At 60.8% G+C, this 18,937-nt stretch carries 14 protein-coding genes and 1 tRNA gene; 7 read left to right on the top strand and 8 right to left on the bottom strand.

Going from position 1 to position 18,937, the window contains the following annotated elements:
* Positions 1 to 9 precede the first annotated feature (9 nt).
* On the top strand, positions 10 to 933 hold the full coding sequence (locus tag RIG82_10725; GenBank protein ID MEQ9461411.1) for a GDSL-type esterase/lipase family protein: 924 nt from the start codon (positions 10 to 12) through the stop codon (positions 931 to 933).
* A 4-nt stretch (positions 934 to 937) separates the two neighbouring features.
* Here RIG82_10725 and pdxA read toward each other — a convergent pair whose 3' ends face one another.
* Positions 938 to 2,005: a 4-hydroxythreonine-4-phosphate dehydrogenase PdxA gene (gene pdxA, locus RIG82_10720; GenBank protein ID MEQ9461410.1), complete on the bottom strand. Its 1,068-nt coding sequence runs from the start codon at positions 2,003 to 2,005 to the stop codon at positions 938 to 940.
* Between the two features lie 95 nt (positions 2,006 to 2,100).
* On the opposite strand from pdxA, the gene RIG82_10715 reads away from it, so the two are divergent.
* Genes RIG82_10715 through RIG82_10700 form a run of 4 tightly spaced genes read left to right on the top strand, consistent with a single transcriptional unit; the run spans position 2,101 to position 6,135 of the window.
* On the top strand, positions 2,101 to 3,150 hold the full coding sequence (locus tag RIG82_10715; GenBank protein MEQ9461409.1) for a Gfo/Idh/MocA family oxidoreductase: 1,050 nt from the start codon (positions 2,101 to 2,103) through the stop codon (positions 3,148 to 3,150).
* 31 nt (positions 3,151 to 3,181) lie between these two features.
* The gene (locus RIG82_10710) at positions 3,182 to 4,501 is read left to right on the top strand and encodes a hemolysin family protein (protein MEQ9461408.1); all 1,320 of its coding nucleotides are present in this window, start codon (positions 3,182 to 3,184) and stop codon (positions 4,499 to 4,501) included.
* Positions 4,498 to 5,478: a CNNM domain-containing protein gene (locus tag RIG82_10705; GenBank protein MEQ9461407.1), complete on the top strand. Its 981-nt coding sequence runs from the start codon at positions 4,498 to 4,500 to the stop codon at positions 5,476 to 5,478. The genes RIG82_10710 and RIG82_10705 overlap by 4 nt, the downstream gene beginning before the upstream one ends.
* 15 nt (positions 5,479 to 5,493) lie before the next feature.
* Positions 5,494 to 6,135, top strand: a complete 642-nt coding sequence (locus RIG82_10700; protein MEQ9461406.1) for a hypothetical protein — start codon at positions 5,494 to 5,496, stop codon at positions 6,133 to 6,135.
* 86 nt (positions 6,136 to 6,221) lie between these two features.
* Here the strand turns inward: RIG82_10700 and RIG82_10695 are convergent, their stop codons facing one another.
* From RIG82_10695 to RIG82_10680, 4 genes are all read right to left on the bottom strand, one after another.
* Entirely contained in the window at positions 6,222 to 8,240 is a 2,019-nt protein-coding gene (locus tag RIG82_10695; GenBank protein ID MEQ9461405.1) for a hypothetical protein, read from the bottom strand.
* A gap of 61 nt (positions 8,241 to 8,301) precedes the next feature.
* On the bottom strand, positions 8,302 to 9,714 hold the full coding sequence (locus RIG82_10690) for a hypothetical protein (GenBank protein MEQ9461404.1): 1,413 nt from the start codon (positions 9,712 to 9,714) through the stop codon (positions 8,302 to 8,304).
* Positions 9,711 to 11,960 (bottom strand): type IV pilus assembly protein PilM, encoded by a 2,250-nt coding sequence (gene pilM / locus RIG82_10685; protein MEQ9461403.1) that lies wholly within the window; start codon positions 11,958 to 11,960, stop codon positions 9,711 to 9,713. The genes RIG82_10690 and pilM overlap by 4 nt, the downstream gene beginning before the upstream one ends.
* Before the next feature lie 147 nt (positions 11,961 to 12,107).
* A complete protein-coding gene (locus RIG82_10680; GenBank protein MEQ9461402.1) occupies positions 12,108 to 13,130 on the bottom strand; it encodes a PEP-CTERM sorting domain-containing protein in 1,023 nt (340 codons plus the stop codon).
* Between the two features lie 190 nt (positions 13,131 to 13,320).
* On the opposite strand from RIG82_10680, the gene RIG82_10675 reads away from it, so the two are divergent.
* Positions 13,321 to 13,393 (top strand) — tRNA-Ala (locus RIG82_10675).
* A 69-nt stretch (positions 13,394 to 13,462) separates the two neighbouring features.
* Here the strand turns inward: RIG82_10675 and RIG82_10670 are convergent.
* Genes RIG82_10670 through RIG82_10660 form a run of 3 tightly spaced genes read right to left on the bottom strand, consistent with a single transcriptional unit; the run spans position 13,463 to position 17,173 of the window.
* Positions 13,463 to 14,641 carry a polysaccharide pyruvyl transferase family protein gene (locus RIG82_10670; protein ID MEQ9461401.1) on the bottom strand — a complete coding sequence of 393 codons (1,179 nt, stop codon included), beginning with the start codon at positions 14,639 to 14,641 and terminating at the stop codon, positions 13,463 to 13,465.
* A complete protein-coding gene (locus tag RIG82_10665) occupies positions 14,638 to 15,747 on the bottom strand; it encodes a nitroreductase family protein (GenBank protein MEQ9461400.1) in 1,110 nt (369 codons plus the stop codon). The genes RIG82_10670 and RIG82_10665 overlap by 4 nt, the downstream gene beginning before the upstream one ends.
* Entirely contained in the window at positions 15,674 to 17,173 is a 1,500-nt protein-coding gene (locus RIG82_10660) for an oligosaccharide flippase family protein (protein ID MEQ9461399.1), read from the bottom strand. Before RIG82_10660 ends, RIG82_10665 begins: the two co-directional genes overlap by 74 nt.
* Positions 17,174 to 17,679: 506 nt before the next feature.
* On the opposite strand from RIG82_10660, the gene RIG82_10655 reads away from it, so the two are divergent.
* Complete coding sequence (locus tag RIG82_10655; protein ID MEQ9461398.1) at positions 17,680 to 18,732, top strand: glycosyltransferase family 4 protein; 1,053 nt, start codon at positions 17,680 to 17,682, stop codon at positions 18,730 to 18,732.
* Positions 18,733 to 18,937: the final 205 nt, after the last annotated feature.

The raw sequence follows: 18,937 nt of genomic DNA, 5'->3' as shown, positions 1-18,937 counted from the left end.
TGGTGTTGGTTGCTGATCCTGGCGGTGGTGTTGCTGCTCGCGGGTTCGGAGGGTTATCTGCGTTGGGGTGTGGGTCTGGGGGATCCGCCTCTGTGGATGGCGGATGACCGTGTCGAGTATCTGCTGGTGCCCAATCAGGAGCGGTGGCGGTGGGGGAATCGGATTGTGGTGAACGATCTGGGGATGCGGTCGGATGCGTTCCCACGCTCACGAGAGCGTGCGGAGGCGATGCGGGTCGTGGTGATCGGCGACAGCGTGGTGAATGGAGGGACGCTGGTGGATCACGATGCGCTGGCGACGACCCTGCTGGCGGATCGAGTTCAGGCGAGGCTGGATCGGCCGGTGGAGGTCGGGAATCTCTCGGCGGGGTCGTGGGGACCGGAGAATATGGCTGCGGCGTTTGAGCGACATGGGTTTGAGCAGTTGGATGTGGTGATCGTGGTGGTGTCGAGTCACGACCTGACGGATGTGCCGAAGTTTGAAGCGCTGGACCCGCATCAGTATCCGGCGGTGTCGCCTTGGAGCGCGACGACCGAGGCCTTGGGGCGATATGCGCCAGCGCTGTGGCGGTGGTGGAACAAGCAGGAAGGGCAGTGGGACGAGTTGCTGCCTCGGGTGGACATGGAGGCGGCGGAACGGTCGCTGGAGGCACTCCGGCGTCTGTTTGAGGACGCAAGACGAACCGGGGCGCGGGTGGTGTTGGTGGTCCATCCCGATGTGGATGAGGTTCGGGCCGGTGAGCTGCACGCGAACGGGCGGGTGATGCTCGGTGAAGCGCGGGCGAATGGCGTGGAGGCTGTCGATGCGACTGGGGTGATGCTTGATGCGTTCAACGCTGGGAAGCATCCTTACCGGGATATCATCCATCCCTCGGATGAGGGTTATGTGGTGTACGCGGCGTTGTTCGAGAGGCTTGTAGTTGGTGAGCCGTGATCGTCTAGCTTGAGTTGGTGGAGATGGCTTTTTTCCGGTCACTGGCGAGGCGTGCGGCGAGGCGGATGGCGGCCTTCATGGAGCCGGGGTCGGCGACGTTTTTGCCAGCGATGTCGAACGCGGTGCCGTGGTCGACGGAGGTGCGGATGATGGGGAGTCCGAGGGTGATGTTCACAGCGGTGTCGAAGGCGAGCATTTTGACCGGGATGAGCCCCTGATCGTGGTACATGGCGACGAACAGGTCGTACTTTTTGAGCTTGTCTGGGGTGAAGAGGGTATCGGCGGGGAAGGGGCCTTCGGCGTTGATGCCATGTTGTTTGGCCATCTCGATGGCGGGGGTGATGAGTCGTGATTCTTCGTCGCCAAAGAGCCCATCCTCGGAGGCGTGGGGGTTGAGACCCGAGACGGCGACGCGGGGGTTCTGGATGCCGAGTTGGCGGCAAGCCGCGGCGCCGAGGTCGATGGGGTCATAGACAGCGCCGATGGTGAGTTTGTTGCGCAGGTCCATCAGGGGGATGTGGACGGTGGCGAGCGCAACGCGGAGTTGGGGCGCGTCGAACATCATCACGACGCGACGAGATTTGGTTCGGTGAGCGAGGAACTCGGTGTGGCCGGGGTAGCGGGCGAAGCCAGCGAGCGACCACGAGGTTTTGGAGATGGGTGCGGTGACGATGGCATCAATCCCGCCTTGGTCGATGGGTCTGGAGGCGGCGGCGATGGCGTCGTCGAGGAAGCGGATGGAGGCCTGCCCGCCGAGTTTGGAGGGGCCACGGTTGCCGGGGGTGAGAAGCGAGTAGCGGTCGTCATCGACACAGACGACGGGGTGGGTGAGGTCGTATTCGGTCCTGGGAGAATCGTGGTGAACGCGATGCCAGAAGGGGTCGAGTTCGGCGAGGTCGGCGGCGTAGGTGAGCTGCTCGTTCATGCCGAAGATAACGAAGCGTGCGAGGCGTCGGATGTCGTGGTCGGCGAGGGCTTTGACAAGGACCTCAGGGCCGATGCCTGCGGGGTCTCCCATCGTGATGCCTAGCACGGGCTTGCGGGTAGCGGGTTGGTTGGGCAAAGCGGGCATGGTGTCATCGTAGCGGGCGTGGGCGTTGTGGCGAAGATCACGCAGGATGCGTGCTGGCTCGGGCGTGAAGGTGTCGGTCCGGCTACGATGTAGGGATGATCGACGATGGGATCCTTGATGTTGCTGTGATCGGCGTAGGCCGGATGGGGAGTCATCACGCGCGGACCTACCAGGCGCTGCCGCAGGCGCGGCTTGTGGCGGTGGTGGATGCGGATGAGGACCGTGCTTACGCGGTGGCGGATCAGTACGGTTGTCAAGCGTATTTGACCTCGGAGGAGCTGCTGGCGAATCATCCGATGCTGCGGGCGGCGACGGTGGCGGTGCCGACGCAGATGCACATGGACGCGGCACGGCCGTTGCTGGAGCGGAAGATCGCGTGTCTGGTGGAGAAACCGCTGGCCCCGACTCGGAAAGAGGCCCGGGAGCTGGCGGGTTTTGCGGCGACCAACGGTGCGATCCTGCAGGTGGGGCACACCGAGCGGTTTAATCCGGCGGTGCGGGCGGTGGCGGCCATGGGGATCACGCCTCGGTTTATCGAGGTGGACCGTGTGAGTCCGATGACGTTTCGGTCGCTGGATGTGGGTGTGGTGATGGACATGATGATCCACGATCTGGACATCATGCACATGCTGGTCGGTTCCGAGGTTCAGCGGGTCGAGGCGGCGGGGATCTCGGTGATCAGTGAGCATGAGGATGTGGCCAACGCACGGTTTGTGTTCGAGTCCGGGTGCGTAGCAAATGTCACGGCCTCGCGACTGGCACTGAAGACCGAGCGGAAGATGCGGATCTTCAGTGAGAAGGCTTATGTGAGTCTGGATTACCAGAGACGGACTGGGGTGGTGATCAAGCTGACGGAGAACGCCGAGGCGCTGGACGAAATTCGCAGGCTGTTGCAAGAGGGCGTTGATCTGTCGGAGTTGGATTACTCGTCGCTGGTTAATCTGGATGAGTTGACAATGGATCTGCCACCGGGTGAAGAGGACCCGCTGACAGCGGAGCTGAGCAGTTTCCTGGAAGCGGCTCGGACGGGTAACCGACCTGCCGTGGATGCGGAGGCGGGTTACACGGCGGTGGATGCGGCGGAGCGTGTGCTGGCCGCGATGCGAGCGCACCGGTGGGAAGGTATCACCAAGGCAAAGGTCTAGTGGTGATGATTACGGTAGAGCTGGCGGTTCGATGGACCTGACCTTGCTGGTGATGCTGGGGTTGCAGCCGGTGCTGCTGTTGGCGAGTGCCTTTTTCTCGGGCACCGAGACGGCGCTGTTTAGTCTGTCGAAGCATCAGAGGTTGATGATCGAGCGCAGAGGTGGTGCTTCGGGTGTCGCCGTGGGGGCATTGCTATCGGAGACACGGGGGCTGCTGATCACGCTTCTGCTGGGCAACATGACGGTGAATGTGCTGTATTTCGCGCTAAGTTCTGCGGCGGCGATGAAGATTCGCGAGCAGTCGTGGGGTACGGGTTGGGTGTTATCGGTACAGGCACTGCTTACGCTGGTGGTGCTGGTTCTGCTGGGCGAGGTGCTTCCGAAACTCGTGGCGTCGAAGTCGCGCGTGACCTGGTCGGTGTATGCGTCACTTCCGCTGCTGGCGGTTCACCGATTGCTGGCCCCCGTGCGTGTGGTGGCGCAGCACGGCGTGATCACGCCTCTGGCGCGGCTGGTGGCGCCTTCGGGGAGTGTGGATGATCTGTCTCAGGAGGAGTTGGAGACGCTGCTGCGTCTGAGTGAGAACCGCGGGGTGCTTGATTCGGAAGAAGAGCGGCTGCTGCAGCAGGTGCTGGAGTTGAGTCAGCTCCGGGTGGATGACCTGATGATCCCACGGGTGGATATCCGGTCGTTTGATATTCATGACAAGGCGTCGGAGCTGATGGAGCTGATCCAGACCTCGGGGCTCCGGCATATTCCGGTGACGGATGGTGATCTGGATCACGTGATCGGGTTGTTGTACTCACGGCAGGTGTTGGTGGCCCAGCCCAAGACGCGTGCTGGGGTTCGTAAGCTGATCCGGCAGGTCCGGTATGTGCCTGCGGTGGCGACGGTGGATCGGCTGTTGGTTGATCTGCGAAAGTCGGGGACGACGTTTGCGATCGTGGTGGACGAGTATGGCGGGACAGCGGGTCTGATCACGCTAGAGGATGTCGCGGAGCACATGGTGGGCGATATCGCGGGCGAGTATGAGGCGAGCGGTCGCCCGCTGGTGCAGATGGTTGGCCTGGGTCGCTGGCGTGTCGGGGGTGATCTGGCGGTGCATGACTGGCCGGATATTTTCGGGCGTGAGGTTTTGCTGGAGCAAGGGCAACAGACGTTTGAGGCGAGCACGTTGGGTGGGTTGGTGATGGCGATGCTGGGGCGGCTGCCCAAGCCAGGGGACAAGCTCAAAGTGGGGAATGTGCGGTTTACGGTCGAGTCGATGCAGGGCCGTCGTATCGAGACGTTGCTGCTGGAAATGGTCGGGGTGGCCGTTGAAGGGGAGAAGCCAACGGGGGGTGCGGAATGAGTGTTATTGAGGCGGTTCTTTGTGTGATCGCGATGCTGATCGGCTTTGGCGGGTCGGCGTTGTACTCTGGCCTGGAGACTGGTGTCTACAGCCTGAATCGGGTGCGGTTGCAGGTGCTCGAACACCGGGGTGTGCTGTCGGCTCGATTGCTGCATCATGAACTGGACAACATGACACGGCTGCTGAGCACGCTGCTGGTCGGCAACAACATCATGAACAACATCGGCGTAGCGACGCTGGGGTTGCTGCTGGAGGCACGTGGGGTCACGGGGTGGGCGAATGTTCTGGTGAACACGATGATCGTGACGCCGATTCTGTTTGTGTTTGGTGAGACGCTGCCTAAGGACTTATTTTCGGCTTACGCGGATCGGCTGATGTACCCGTTAGCACGCGTGCTGCGGGGGTCTCGGTGGTTGTATACGGTTTGCGGGCTGGTCCCGCTGACGGTGGGTTTTGGTCGATTGATCAGTGCGGGGCCTGTTGCGCCTTCGCATCCCCGTCGTCGTGTGGAGAGTCTGGTGAAGGAGGGGTTGGGGCACGGGATCCTGAGTGATGAGCAGACAGCGATCATCGGGCGTGTGCTGGGGTTGAGTGAGAAACGAGTGGGTGGCGAGATGACGGCATGGGATCAAGTGATCACGGTGCCTGAGGATGCCGATGCCGAGGCGGTGTGGTCGCTGGCTGACCGGACGAGCCGGTCGCGATTCCCTGTGGTGGATGGCACTGGGAAGGTGGTGGGCGTCCTGAATATCCGCGATGTTCTGATCCGAGAGCGGGTGTCGTGCCCCAGGGTGGGTGCATTGATGAAGACGCCGGTATTTATGAGTAAGGCTACGCCGATTCGTCAGGCGATCAGTGTGATGCAGGTCCGTCGTCTGCCTATGGCGGTGGTGGTGGATGAGGCTGAGCGGCCTTTGGGGCTGGTGACGGTCAAGGATGTGCTTGAGCCGATCGTGGGCGAGTTATCGAGCTGGTAGCGGAGAGGGTGCTGGTTGCTGTGGTCGACAGCGGAGATCGCTGATGCATTAGAGACGGGGCTTCGGCATCGCGCGGCGGCGGATGATCTGGAGCAGGTGGTGTATGGGTTTGATGCTCTGGACGAGGTGGGTTTGCATCCGCTGCTAGCTGAGTGTCTGGAGGCTGGGGGCTACGGGGTCTACCGGGAGCAGCGTTATCCGAGTCGGTGGGTGGAGCGAAAGCGCAGCCGTGGCGAGCGGTGTGATCTCGTACTGACTCAGGACCGGTTGCCGCTTAAAGATGAGGCGGTCGCGGGAACGCTGTTTGATTCTTCGGCGGGGGTTGAGGTCTCAGATGCGTATTGGCTGGAGGTTAAGCTAGTGGCGCAGCACGAGACGGGCGGGGCGTTTCGACGGTATAGCGCGGAACTGCTGGCACCGGTGAGCAAGGACCTGACGAAACTCTGGAACGAGCCAGCGATCCGCTACGGTGGCTTGTGTCTGGTGCTGCTGACCGAAGAGCAGGAGGTGGCGGAGCATGACCTCGGGGTGTGGCATGCGCGTTGTGTCGAGCGGGGGCTACCGGCGAGTGTGCCGAGTGTTCGCGGGCTTCCGATCACGAATCGGATCGGGAACGGGTGGTGCTCGGTCGCCGTGGTGGGCGTGCGCGGGGCGTGACTCGGGCATGTTGAGCCTGATGGTCAAACACCCCGCCTGCGGAGGCGGGGTGTTCTTGGTGATGCTGACGGGGTCGATGTGAGGGCTCAAAAGACGGGTCCGCCCATGCCGCCACCCATCCCGCCCATGCCAGGCGGTGGGGGCATGCCCGGACCGGATGGTCGAGATCTGCCCGCGCCACCGCCAAACTCCTGGAGGAAGTCGATGGCATCGACTTCGTTGAGGAGTCTGACGTAGTTGATGTTGCTGCGGTCGTCATCAACGGAGCGTGTGACGAGATCGGGCTTGTCGGGGGTGGTGAACAGAAGAGCTGCGGAGGCTGCACCGGTCCCGAGCGAGGCGTAGTCGATCATGGTGGAGCCGGTGTCCATGCGGAGCGACTGGACGCCCAGGGGCCCCTGAATGGTGGCGCGGCCTGAGATGGTGTCACCGGGTTGGAATCGTTCTTCGAGGCGTTCCCAGCGCCCGGCGAAGCGCGTCCAGATTTCGATCTCGGCTTCCTGCTGCTGGAGCGAGCCGTCGGCGAGCCAGAAGAAGGTCTGGGGATCGGTGTTGACGGGCTCAGACCAGGGGGCGTTAGCCAGTTCGTTCTGGCTGGGTCCGAGTGCGACCTTGCGGTAGTTTTCGGCCCGTTGCTGGGCTTCGATGCTGCTGCGACGGAAGAGTGGGTTGAGGACATTGACGATGACGCGGTAGCGGTAAGTCTTACCGGGTTCGACGGTGATGTCGTGGGACCAGACGCGGATAGTGGGTTCGGTGATGGCCGAGGAGGCTTGTTGGCCGGGGTTAACACCGGGGCGTCCGCCGATGCCTCCGCCAACGGGCCCACCAAAGCCTCCTGCGGGGCCACCCATGCCTCCCATCCCCATACCACCCATGCCCATGCCGCCCATGCCGGGCCCGGGTTGGTTGCGGAAGTTGTTGTTGTCGTCCTGAGCCTGTTCTGGGAGCAGGATGGCGATGATCTCTTGGATAAGTTCATCTTCCTGCTGCTGGAGGCGTTCGAGTTGGCTAGCTGGTTGAGGTCGATTGGGGGTGGGCGTTGCTCCTGCACCCGGTCCGCCGATCCCGCCAGCGCCCATCCCTCCGCCCATGCCGGCTGCGCCGCCTGTGGGCTGGCGTGCGGGGCGTCGTGTGGGTGTTTCTCGCTGGGGTCGGTTCTGAGTGCGCTGCTCCCGCTCCATGAGTCGATCGAGGCGATCACGGGTGGTTGCAAGGTCTTCAAAGAGGTCGCGGAGTTCGCGATGGGTCGCGGGGTCGAGGCTGGCGAGGCCTTCGCCTGGAGGCGTCCAGGGGACGCCAGCCCGTGTTGGCGCGAAGGGTGGTTGCTGGACGAAGGTCTGCTGGTCGGAGAGGGCCAAGAGGGCTTGCTGGACCTCGCCGGGCTGCCAGGTCTGCTCGGCGTTCTCGATGAAGCCGAGTTGTCCGGGGATGGGTTCGATGATGACAGGCGAGGACCACTGGCCGGTCGCGGGGTTGAGTTCCTGACGCTGGAGGACGACACCGGCGAGGAGACGGCGGGAGCCCCACCATCGTGGGGGCACGCGATCGCGGACCGGGCCGGTTTCGAGTCGGCGGATCCATTCGGCGAAGGGGAAGGTGGCGGCGACGCTGACGTACTGGAAGTCGTACGGTGCCCGCCCGCCTACGCGCTGGATGAGGTCGTTGGTGACGTTGCCTTGCCCACCAGCGGCGTCGGTGGCGAGGAGGGCGTGGCCATGGGCGATCTGGAGGTCGGTCGCCAGGGGAGGCGTGGGCAGGTTGTATGCGGGTGCGTCCTCGATTTCGGTGGGAGGAGGCGGCGGGAGCTGGCCGACACGATCGGGGATTCTCAGCCGACCGATGGCGTCGTCATCGACGGCGGAGGCGAAGTGCTCGCGGAAGCCGGAGACGGCGTAGTCGGGGACGTTGGAGGGTCCATCGAGTCGACGGCGGAGGTTGTCGATCTCATCGAGGACTTTTTCTTTGACTTCCGCTGGGGAGCCCTCGTTGATGCTATGAGGCTGGGCGATGAACTGGGTGTAGAAAGCTGCGAGCAGGACGATGATGGCGATCGCCAGGACGATCTTCTCAAGGTGCTGTTCGATGGGGCTGATGCCTTTCATGATCGATTCCTTCCGGCGGGCGTCTGGCACGCCGCGTCACTGCTTGGTTGCGGGCGATGCCTTAGCGGCTGATGCCGATGTAATCCTTGGCTTCCTCGGGCATGAGTGGCAGGGTCCACTGTCTTAGGAAGACGCTTTCGACGACGAGATCGAGTTGAACGACATCGGCGGTGCCGTAGTAGTACCCGCCTGCGAGGCCATCGGGACCGTACTCATCGACATCGGACATCGCACAGTCGATCACGGTCATGAAGTTGATGCGAGAGAAGGCCTCGAAGACTCTGGGGATCTGAGCGACATCAACGTGGAGGGACAGCGTGGCGTGGCGTACGTCGTAGAGGGAGTTCGAGACACGGCCGGTGGGACTTGCGTAGAAGTTACGGTTGGTGGGCGGGGAGGTGGCTGAGCCGCCTGAGGAGCTGGCCCCGCCAGTGGAGAAGCCCCCTGCCGAGCGTGAGTTTCGCGGTCCGGTTGCACCGGCGAGAGCTTGGGCCTGACCCATTCCGCCTACGGTGTGAATCCCGACGTAACCGGGGATCACGTTGATGCCGAGGAGGCGTTTAATTGGGGCGATGATGACCGATTGGCCGGAGTCGCTGCCGTCGGAGCCGTCCTCCCAGACGCGGTTGGCCCAGGCGATCGCGGCGACGATGTCCTGCTGGATCCAGAGCTGCATCTGGGCTTCCCAGAGCTCGAGGGGCTGGGGCTGACCGGTGCCCATGACCCAGGCTCCGATCTGAAAGGGCATGAACTGGGGGTTGGTCTCGGCGTAGACGTGAATCATCTGGGCCCGCTCGCGGAGGAGCTGGATGAGGGCGGCACGTTTGGAGCGTATCTCGTGCTGGATGGCCTGCTCATCGGCCTGCGAGCGATCGCCTTCCTGGAAGAGGTCGGCCTCGACCTCGGAGATGCGACCGGCGATCTCTTCCTGGCTGGGCGGTGTTCCCGCGTCAAGCCGCCAAGCGGGCCCGTCGGGAGTCCATGCGGTGAGGAGTGCGGGGAAGGAGGCTCGATAGACGTCGCGGGCGCGATAGGGGACCGAGTCGTTGGCGAAGGCGGGGAACAGGCCGTTTAGGATTGGACCCCGAGCCAGGTTGGCTGGGGCCTGTCCGAACATCACGGGCTGGTCTTCGAGCATGCCGTCGCGGTTGAAGCGGATGGCGGCATCGATGACGGATTGAGCCTGGCTGGCCATCTGGTTGTTGATGGCTTTGACGCGTTCGATGGCCTGGGCGTTGACCATCACGTTGCTTGCTTCGTAGGCCTTTTCTCCGGGCGCGGAGGGTGGCAGCTCGACCTGAACGGGTCGGTAGCTCCTGAGCTTGTCGATAGCGCGAGCTTCGGAGCGGAGTTCGTCGCGAAGTTCGGCGGAACCGAGCATGAACCAGACCATCACGCCAAGGGAGACTATGGCGACGATGCCTGCGACCAGCGTGAGGGGGTTGCTGCGGACCCAGTTGATCAATGCATTCATAGAGGATCAGCCTGTGAGGTCGTGGGGTTACGGACGGGTTCTGGTTTCTTGAGTTCGATGAAGAACTCGATTCTAAAGCGTGTGTCGGTTGCGGCGGGTTCGGCCTCGAGTGGGTGGGTTGGCAGGAGATCGCCGGTGTTCACGCTGCTCGATCGCCCGCCGCTCATCCCTCCCATGCCGCCACCCATACCACCCATGCCTCCCATGCCTGGACCGGCCATCCCTCCCGCCATACCGCCCATGCCCCCTGCCGCACCACTCATGCCGCCCATGCCTGCGGCACCGGGTGTGTTGCCGGGCTGGACTTCGACGCGTTCGATGGCGACCAGAACATTCTCCGGGAAGACGAATTTGTAGGGCCGGTCAGGGCGATCCGCGTTGTCGCGGAGGTGCTCGATGATGGTGTTGGTCAGAAAATCAGCAGGGTTGGCGTGAGGCGTTCGTCCCTGGAGTACGACCTGGAATCGAGGGCCTTTGTCCTCAATGAAGAAGTCGTCGATGGAGTAGGTCTGCGAGATGTCGGCGTCGCCTCTGCTGCCCATCCCCATCCCACCCATGCCGCCCCCCATGCCGCCCATCCCTCCCATGCCACCCATTCCCCCCATGCCGGGTCCAGCCATGCCGCCTCCCATCCCGCCCATGCCACCCATTCCCGGTCCGGCCATTCCGCCACCCATGCCGCCCATCCCTCCCATGCCGGGGCTGCCAAACATGCCGCCGGGGTTCTGCTGTCCGGCACCCTCTTCGGCTTCAGACTCGGGCTTGGCGATGTAGGTCTGGGTGAAGCTTTCGATGATGACCAGTCGCCGCTCAGCACGCGGGATGGCTTTGATCTTGTCGTAGTCGGTCCCTGCGACGAGTTCGGACTGAGGATTGGTCGCCTGGGCGGCACTGGCCAGGTCGGCGAGGACCATGGGCCAGATGCCGCGCATCTCGGTGAGGGTCATCAGGCCGTCAATTTGCTTGATGGGCTCGCCGCCTGACTGGATGTCCTGGAACTCATTTTTGTACTGGTCAGCTTGCCGGGTGATTTCCTGGACACTGGGGGCAAGTTCGCGAGCCACGGCGTTGATCTCGGCTTGGTCGGCGAAGTTCTTGTATGCGGGGATGACGGCGGCCAGGGCCATGGCGGCGGCGGCCCCGAGGAACCAGGGCTGCTTCGCGGCCCAGAGTCGCTGCCTGAGGATGGGGGTGGGCATGAGGTTGGCGTGGACCTTGTCCTCGCCGAGGCCCTGGAGTGCTAGGCCGTAGACGGTGGAGAGGTTGAGGGCTTCCTCGGCGAAGTCGGCTTCACGTTTGCCGTCGACGGTGATGCGTTTGAAGCCGTCGGGGCGTTGGACCTCGATCTGCATCTGCTGCTTGAGGAACTTGGTCAATCCGGGGAGTCGGAAGGTGGAGCCAAGACCGACGATGCGGGTGACGTTGGCGTCGCGGCGGATGGACTGGTAATAGCCAAGCGATCGTTGGAGTTCCTGGACCATGTCAGCGAAAACGGGTCGCATGGCCTGGAAGATCTGCCGGGCGTATTTCGAAGTCGAGGCTTCGAGCTTGAGCTTCTCGGCTTTGGGGTAACTGAGCTTGAAGGAGCGGACGAGGGCATCGGTGAAGTTATTGCCGCCTATGGGCAAGGTACGGAGCCAGATGGCATCGCCTTCGACGATGATGACATCGGTGGAGGTGGTGCCGATGTCTAGGTAAATGGTTCCGCCAGCCGAGTTGTCCTGATTGTCGTAGGAGAAGGCGTTGTAGACAGAGACGGGGGCGAGGTTGATCTCATCGACACGGACGGAGACGGCGCGGAAGTTGGCCAAGAAGTTCATCACGCGCTCTTTGGTGATCGCGAAGATGCCGACTTCGATATCGGGGGAGTCCTCGTTCTTGAAGACCTGGTGATCCCACTCGACCTGATCGATGGGGAAGGGGATCTGTTGCTTGGCCTCGAACTCGACGATCTTCTTGACCTGCTTGGGCTCGACGGGCGGGAGTTTGGCGAAGCGTGCGAAGGCCATGTTGCCGGGGACGGAGGCGACGACCACGGACTTGGAGACATCGTGCTTGGTTAGGAAGGCGTCGAGCTGGAGTCGGATCTGCTCGTCGATGTCGATGTCTGGGGTCGAGAGGACGTGCTTGTAGGGGAGGATGACGTAGTCGTTGAGTCGGATGTCGCCGCCCGTGCGAACGAGGTGCATGGCCTTGATGGCGTAGGAACCGATCTCGATGCCCCAGCAGTCGTTGCGCTTGGCCATGGGATCTCCGGCGTTGAGGGAGGGGATCGTGTCAGGTCAACTGTTCATTTAACCCGTCGGGGGTGCGGGGGTCAAGACAACGAGGCCCGTGGAAGTCCACGGGCCTCGTTGGAAGCGGTTTAGGTTGTCGAATCTCAGCCAAAAACTTTAGCGACGGCGGAAGGCCGCGAGGGCAGCAAGGCCCATGAGGGCGGCCGAAGCGGGCTCGGGGATGGAGTAGAAGCCGGGGACGCGGCCGCTGGAGGTGCTGGTGACGGTCCATGCGATGCCGCCGTTGTACCAGGTGAGGTTGCCGATGAGATCGGACTGCCCGGGTCCGGCGAGGAGTTCAGCCTCGGAGATGACGACGGCGAGGGTCGAAGCGGGGACAGCGGCATCAGGATCGAGTGAGAGGATCGAATCGGTCCGTGTGTCGTAAAAGTACAGCAGGCCGTCAGCACCAACGGTCATGTCGTTGAAGCCGGGGTTAACCTCGCCGGTGAAAGCGGTGTATTCGGCTTCAGTCATGAGTGTCGAGACGGCGGCACCGTCGTAGCTGTAGAGCTCGTCAGAACTATTACTGCCCCAGATGATGTCTGATCCATTTGCAGCCATACCGGACACGGTGTCGTTGCCGGTAGCTGAGGTCAGCGATGCGCTTGAGAGAATGATCGAAGGGGTTTCATCGACGATCTGGTCGGTGCGAGACTCGTAAGCGATGATGGTGCCAGTATCGGTGACCGTGTGGACAGCGGTGATGGCTGCATTATCGGCAACAAGTAGATTGAGGTCTGCGTTTGTTGTCACGACTGAAGGTGCGCCAGAGCCGAGATCGACGGCGTAAAACTCGTTGGTGAAGAAGTTGCCAAAGCGGAGTTCGCCGCCGATGACACGAGCGCCGTCAGAGGCTGCAAGGTCGCCAGCGCCAAGAGCGTTCCATTGGCCGCCCGTCATCACGGACGAGTGGGTCGAGCCGTCGAACTTGGTGATGTAGCCGTTGGCGTCGCCAGGGGCTGAGGATCGGAAGACGGAGTAGACGTTGGTGCCATCGGAGAAAGCACCGTCGTAGAAGCGAGCGCCTTCGAGTTCGGCATCGGCCTGTGGGAACACCTGAAGGTAAGCGGACGCCTGACTGGCGGTAAGGCCGAGCGCGGCGATGGCTACGCCGGTACGGAAAGCATGGGTGATCATGAGACTCTTCTCCCGTTTGAGGACATCGTGAAATCAGAAGACCCGGCGAAAGTGCCGGGTGCGAGGGCGCGTGCCCCTAATCTTTTATAAGTCATTACGGGCAGAATTCAAGAGAAACTGGGGTTGAGCGATGAAAATAGGGCGTCAGTTTGGAAGCGAGCCTGAGAATGGGTATCTTCTGGGACACGCAGGGGCCGTAGCTCAATTGGGAGAGCGCTGCGTTCGCAATGCAGAGGTTGAGGGTTCGATCCCCTTCGGCTCCATTTTGCCCCGCTTGGCCTGGTTGTCTGGTTTACCCAACCGCCCTGTTATGACGGCTCGACGGGCTCATGTCATTCGAGGGTGTTGAACACCTGCTGCCACATGTGGTCGTTGGCGGGCTTCATATCAGCCTTGTGGCGGGTCAGGGTCTCGTGCTCGTGCTGTCGGTGGGAGTCATCCAGAAGTCGGTCGATGTGATTGAGCAGGTGATCAGCGGGGTCCGAGGCGTTGTGGATGGTGTCGGGGGTGCCGAAATCTTCAAGAAGCATCTCGTACTTGTGGGCCCAGCCGATGACGAGGGCGGGCACGCCAGAGGAGAGAGCGCCGACGACGGCGTGGAATCGAGAGGCGATGATGAAGCGGCAGTGACCGAGGTACGCCTTGAGGTCGAGCGGGTCTTGGTATTGGATGACAGGGACGCGGATCGGATCGATGGCGTCACTGAGCTGGTGGCCGAGCTTAGCGTCGGAGCCTCGGGTTTCATGGATCACGATATGGAGATTGAGCCCGCGATCGAGGATCTGTTTCCCGGCGGCGGTCAGGCGAGGAACGTACTCGGCTTTCCAGCGAGGATCACCCTTGTCGAGCATGCGGATGTTCGGGACTAGGGCAACGGTTCGCATCGGGTCTTCTGGCATGGCGACCTGGCGAGTCCCTGGAGAGCGAAAGATGGTGATGTCTGGTGCTAGTTTGATTGGTGAGGCTTGCTCGCGGAGCAGGGCTCTGCAGGCGTCTAGAGAGATGCGGTCGCGAGCAAACAAAAGTGAGGACTGACTAACCATGCGCGCCATGATCGGTTGAAAACCCTGACTTTCAAAGGGTCCAAGCATCTGGGGCAATAGAATGACGGGTTTACCTCTGCTGCGATATTGCGCAGCACGCTGGTTGAAGAGCCGTGCTTTAGTGACTCCGAACTTGTCGCCAAAAGCGTAACCTGAGATATCGATCATGGCGTCCGTGTCCTGTCTTCGCACGAGTCCAAAGGGGCGGACAAATGACGAAGGAATGATTCGCCCAGCAAGTGAACTCAGAGGAAGGTAGTAGGGCATCCGCCGCGAACGGTCGTAAGAGGCCTGCGGATAGAGCATGTGCAGGCCGTACTCAGCAAGCTGCGGATACTGAGCATCACTAGCGGTTTCGAGACAGAAGCGAGCCTCGGGAAGCGACTGCTGGACACGGTCGATGACCGTGCGGATCATGAGTTGGGCACCTTTGTTGGAGAAGGCGGCGCCGTGGATCTCGATCATCATGGGGTTTGATAGCTCCGCAGTTCATCGACTGTTTTTTTCTGTGAGAAGGGGACACGTCCTTCGGGATCGGGGTAGCCGACGGACATGAGCATGATGACCCGCTGGTCAGGCTCTAGGCCGAGGGCATCAGCCATGGCTTTTTCACGACACTCGATGTCAGGCCAGTTGATGCAGCAAGAACTGACACCCTGGACTTCAAGAGCAAACTGGAAACCCATAGCTGCGAGGGAGGCATCGATGTAAGGGACATGTCGATCGCGTTCAAACGGAAACGCCCTGAGTTGCCCGACGATGACGATCAAGCAGGGAAAGTTCTGGGCAAAACCGACGGTGCCCATGGCGATCGAGCCGATGCGCGCAGCATCTTCTGGCTTGTCGAAGACCAGGAACTCGAAGGGCTGCCTATTGCAGGCTGAAGGCGCGTAGCCGCCGACGAGCATGGCCTGATCGATAATCTCGCGAGGAACCGGTTTTTGCTCATACCAGCGAACCGAGCGCCGGCGTTTAGCGAGCTCGAGCATGTCATCGATATTGATCCTGAGAGGCGCTCGGTCCCGGACGAAGGGGGCGCGTTCTCCAACGGGTCGTTTGTGGCGTTGTGTTGTTTCCAGGAATTTCCTTCGGAGGCGGTCTACTTTTTCGTTGACGTTCTCTGGAACCGCCTCGAAGTAGCGATGCAGAACATCACCAGCCCAACCAAGCAACGAGGCCATGGCAGAAGATTCGTCATTGTCGTCGGCCAAAGAGCAGTAGATGTTGACGGTCTCACCTATGTAGCCTGCGGCAAACACATCCCTGCGTGGCCGCATGATCAGACCTTTTTCGAGCCGATGGGTGTTCCGGCGAAGCGTGTATTTGGCGCCATCGTCAGAGGCTGCGCCTGCTTCGCGGATGTGGGCTAGGCGACCGTAGAGTACGGCAGCGTACTCACGAGAAAACTCACTGAAGAAGAGATAGAAAAGGCGTGTCAGAAAGGGCGAGCGGACGACAGTGCCGAGTGCCGCAAGCTTGAAGTTTCGGGGCACAAATCTTCTAACTAGACCCAGCACGTCGTGGACTCCATCTTTTGAGTGGCCTTGGAAGAATTTCGGACAATACTGTGGCAAGCTCCAGTCCAGTATGCCTTAGCCACAAACTCATGACGACTAGGAAGGATATGGCAGCTGCGCTAGGTGTGAGAATAATATGGATTGCGGGATGTAGGTTGGGCGTAAAGAACGTGAGTATTTTGGCAGCTGAAACACCCGCTATTGCGGCGGTCAGTGGAGCGCCTACACGGAGATAGATGTTGGAAGATGGCATCTTCAGATCGCGGCAAGTTAGAGGGTAACGCATCGGCTGCACAGCGAGTCCCACAAACGCCAACGTCCAGGCAACTCCTATCGCTCCAAACGCGGTGGCTGCTGGAATAACAGTAATAGCCGCGAGAACAAGCATGACAAACTGGAAGACCGAGGCGAGAGCAGGGCGCCCAACAGCTTGAAAAAGAGAGGTGTTCGCGGCCCCAAGTGCGCGTGATAGACCCCAGATAGCGAGGATCTCGATTAGATCACCAGCTCCGGCATAATCATCTGAGAGACAAAGCTCCTCGAAAGGTTGCGCAATTGCAATAATCAGCATTGAGATAAAAAAGCTGATTGTCGCGATGACAAGAAAAGATTTAAGAAACGCCGTTCGAAGTCTGGTGACATCAGTTTTTAGCCGGCTGAAACCAGAGAATGTCACGACACCCACCGTGTGAACAACCTGCATGATCGGGAGTGTCGCCAAGGCGTAGGCCAGATACCAGATGCCGTAGTCTTCGGGGCCCAGGTAGTGCAGGACGACGTAATCCCCGCCCTTGATGAGGGCATAGGCGATCAATCCGGAAACGAGGATCCACATGCCGTAACTGAGAAGTTCTTTCGCTTTAGAAAAAGAGAAGCCCGGTCGTGCATGGGTCTGGCTGATGACGAATGAGAAAATGAGATAAAAAGTACACGCGGCGATGCGCCCGATGACCAGCGCCCAGACAGTGGGGCTGTACATCGCGTAGGTGATCGCGACAACCAGTTCAACGATGGACATGCCTGTCGTGAGCAGAACATAACGCCCGTACTGAAGCTTTCTTTCGAGAAAGTTGACGCCAATACTGGAAAAACCCATCAGCATCGGGGCCAAAGCGAGTACCGCGATGGGCAATGAGGCGTCTGGGCGATTGACCATCGCGGCGAGTGCCGGTGATGCTGCCCAGAGGATAAGGCCTAACAGCATCCCGCGGACTGCTTGAATGGTCCACGCCGTACTCAGCGTGATCGGGCTGGTGTCTTCGGTCTGGATGATGGCTTGGCGCAGACCCGACTGAGTGAAAACTTCGAGGAAGCCGATCGCCAGCATGGCGGCGCCGTACAGTCCGAGTTCCGTGGGCCCGAGAAGGTTCGCCAGAACGATGATCCGCACAAGGGTGCCCAGGGCTCCGGAGAAGAGCTTACCGGCCAGGAGCGTCGCCGCCCCGCCGCGCATGCGTGCACCCATGGCTTCAACGGGCTTCACATGTTGAGGATCAACTGAGCCAGTCATCTGTATTTAGCCTTAGCAATGGAGCCTATCGACGCCTGCTCTGTGAGTTAGGCCCTGATCATGGTGGTCGGGGCAAGCGCACAGCTGCGTCAGACTGGCGTAGCTTAGCTGATCTGGCGTCAACAAAGATTCGACAGGTTGCCTGCGGGTCTGTTGCCATGTCTTCAACTGGCCGAGACGGGGTAGACCGAAGACTTGCAAGAGAACTGCTATGGTCTTCCTTGGCAGCATTGAACTTGCCTGCCCCGGACCAGCAGCCTTGGTCCCAGTTTTGTCGGAGCGTACAAGCGAACGTGCTTGAAAGAGAATAGTTGCGTCACCAGCGAATCGCTTAACCAGTGAACACTTCCACCTCAGAAACCAAAGATTTCCCAGTGAGCCGTGCAGCGTGGGTCGTCAGCGGCGATGAACTTTACGGTATACGGACCGCCACGCTGGGGATGATGGAGGCCGCCCGGCGAGTGGGGGTTGAGCCCTGTGTGATCTCGTTGAGCGAAGGGACATTTTCTGATGAACTGCATCGCTCTGCGATTGAATCGATATGTCTTGGTTTAGCCGAAGCGCCGAACTATGTCGGGGGGCTGTTTGCCAAGATCCGGGGTCTGGCAGCGATGTCGGTCTACAAGCGTGGGTTGGCCCGTGAGTTGGAGGTAGCGTTGGATCGCCTCAGACCGGATGTGGTACATCTCGCTTGGCCACATTTCACGTTTATGATGGGTGCTGTTTTTCATCGCCGCGGGCTGGCATCATTTTGGGAGATGCCCAACATTGTTGGGCGAACGCTTCCGATGGATCTGAATGCCAAGATGTTCAGGATGGCAACGCGTCGATGGGGAATCCGCCCGATCGCTAACAGCCAGTACACGGCGTCCACCCTTGCGCGACCCGGGTACGAGCCAGCAGTGGTGTACCCCCCCACGGACACAGATCGTTTCAGCCCACGATCGGAACGTTTCGAGCTACGCCGGTCGATGGGCTTTGGCAAAGATGATGTGGTCGTGGGCGTGGTTGCTCGCCTATTCGATGCAAAGGGTCAACGAGAGGTGGCACAGGCTGTCGGACTGCTGGCCAGCCGCTTTCCTGAGTTGAGGCTGCTGCTGGTTGGTGGGCCGCTGGATGGTGAGATCGCCGCCGAAATAAGTTCGACGGCGGTCGCTGGTGGGTATCGAGACAAAATACTGCTCGTGGACCGGGTGACTGATCCTCGACCCTACTTCGGAGCGATGGATCTGGCGGTGAATGCGAGGCTTGACCCCGAGCCTTTCGGGCTGTCGGTTATCGAGGCGATGGCAATGGGCTTACCGGTGTTGGCTCACGCACTAGGTGGCCCTGCCGAGACAGTGGTGGATGGTCAGACAGGCTGGCTATTTAAAGGGGTGACTGCGACTTCAGTTCAGACCGCTCTTGAAAAGGCATTGCAAGAGCGGCCCCGCTGGCAGGCGATGGGATGCTCTGCGCGGGAACGGGCGGTCGAGCGCTACAGCATCGAAGCAGCGAGCCGATCTCTTCGCAATGTTTGGAAAAGCCGATGAGCCCGGCCAAAGTTCAGTCATAAAAGTTTCTCCAAACACCTGAAATCTCTCATCTTCTCTTGACAGCCTTGATCGCCAGCTTTACCTTGCTGGTTGTACTTGGGGTCTCAAGTATCGGTAGCCCCAAGATGTTGTGGGTATCAGGTCCAGAATGAACGGTGAAGGGTGACAGTAGAACGTGGTGACTAGATCGAGTCTTCTCCAT

It is taken from the genome of Phycisphaeraceae bacterium, from assembly GCA_040222855.1.
In the GTDB taxonomy this organism is placed as follows: Bacteria; Planctomycetota; Phycisphaerae; order Phycisphaerales; family Phycisphaeraceae; genus Mucisphaera.
The sequence above is the reverse complement of the archived record's forward strand: the minus strand, read 5'-3'. Positions and strand labels throughout refer to the sequence as shown.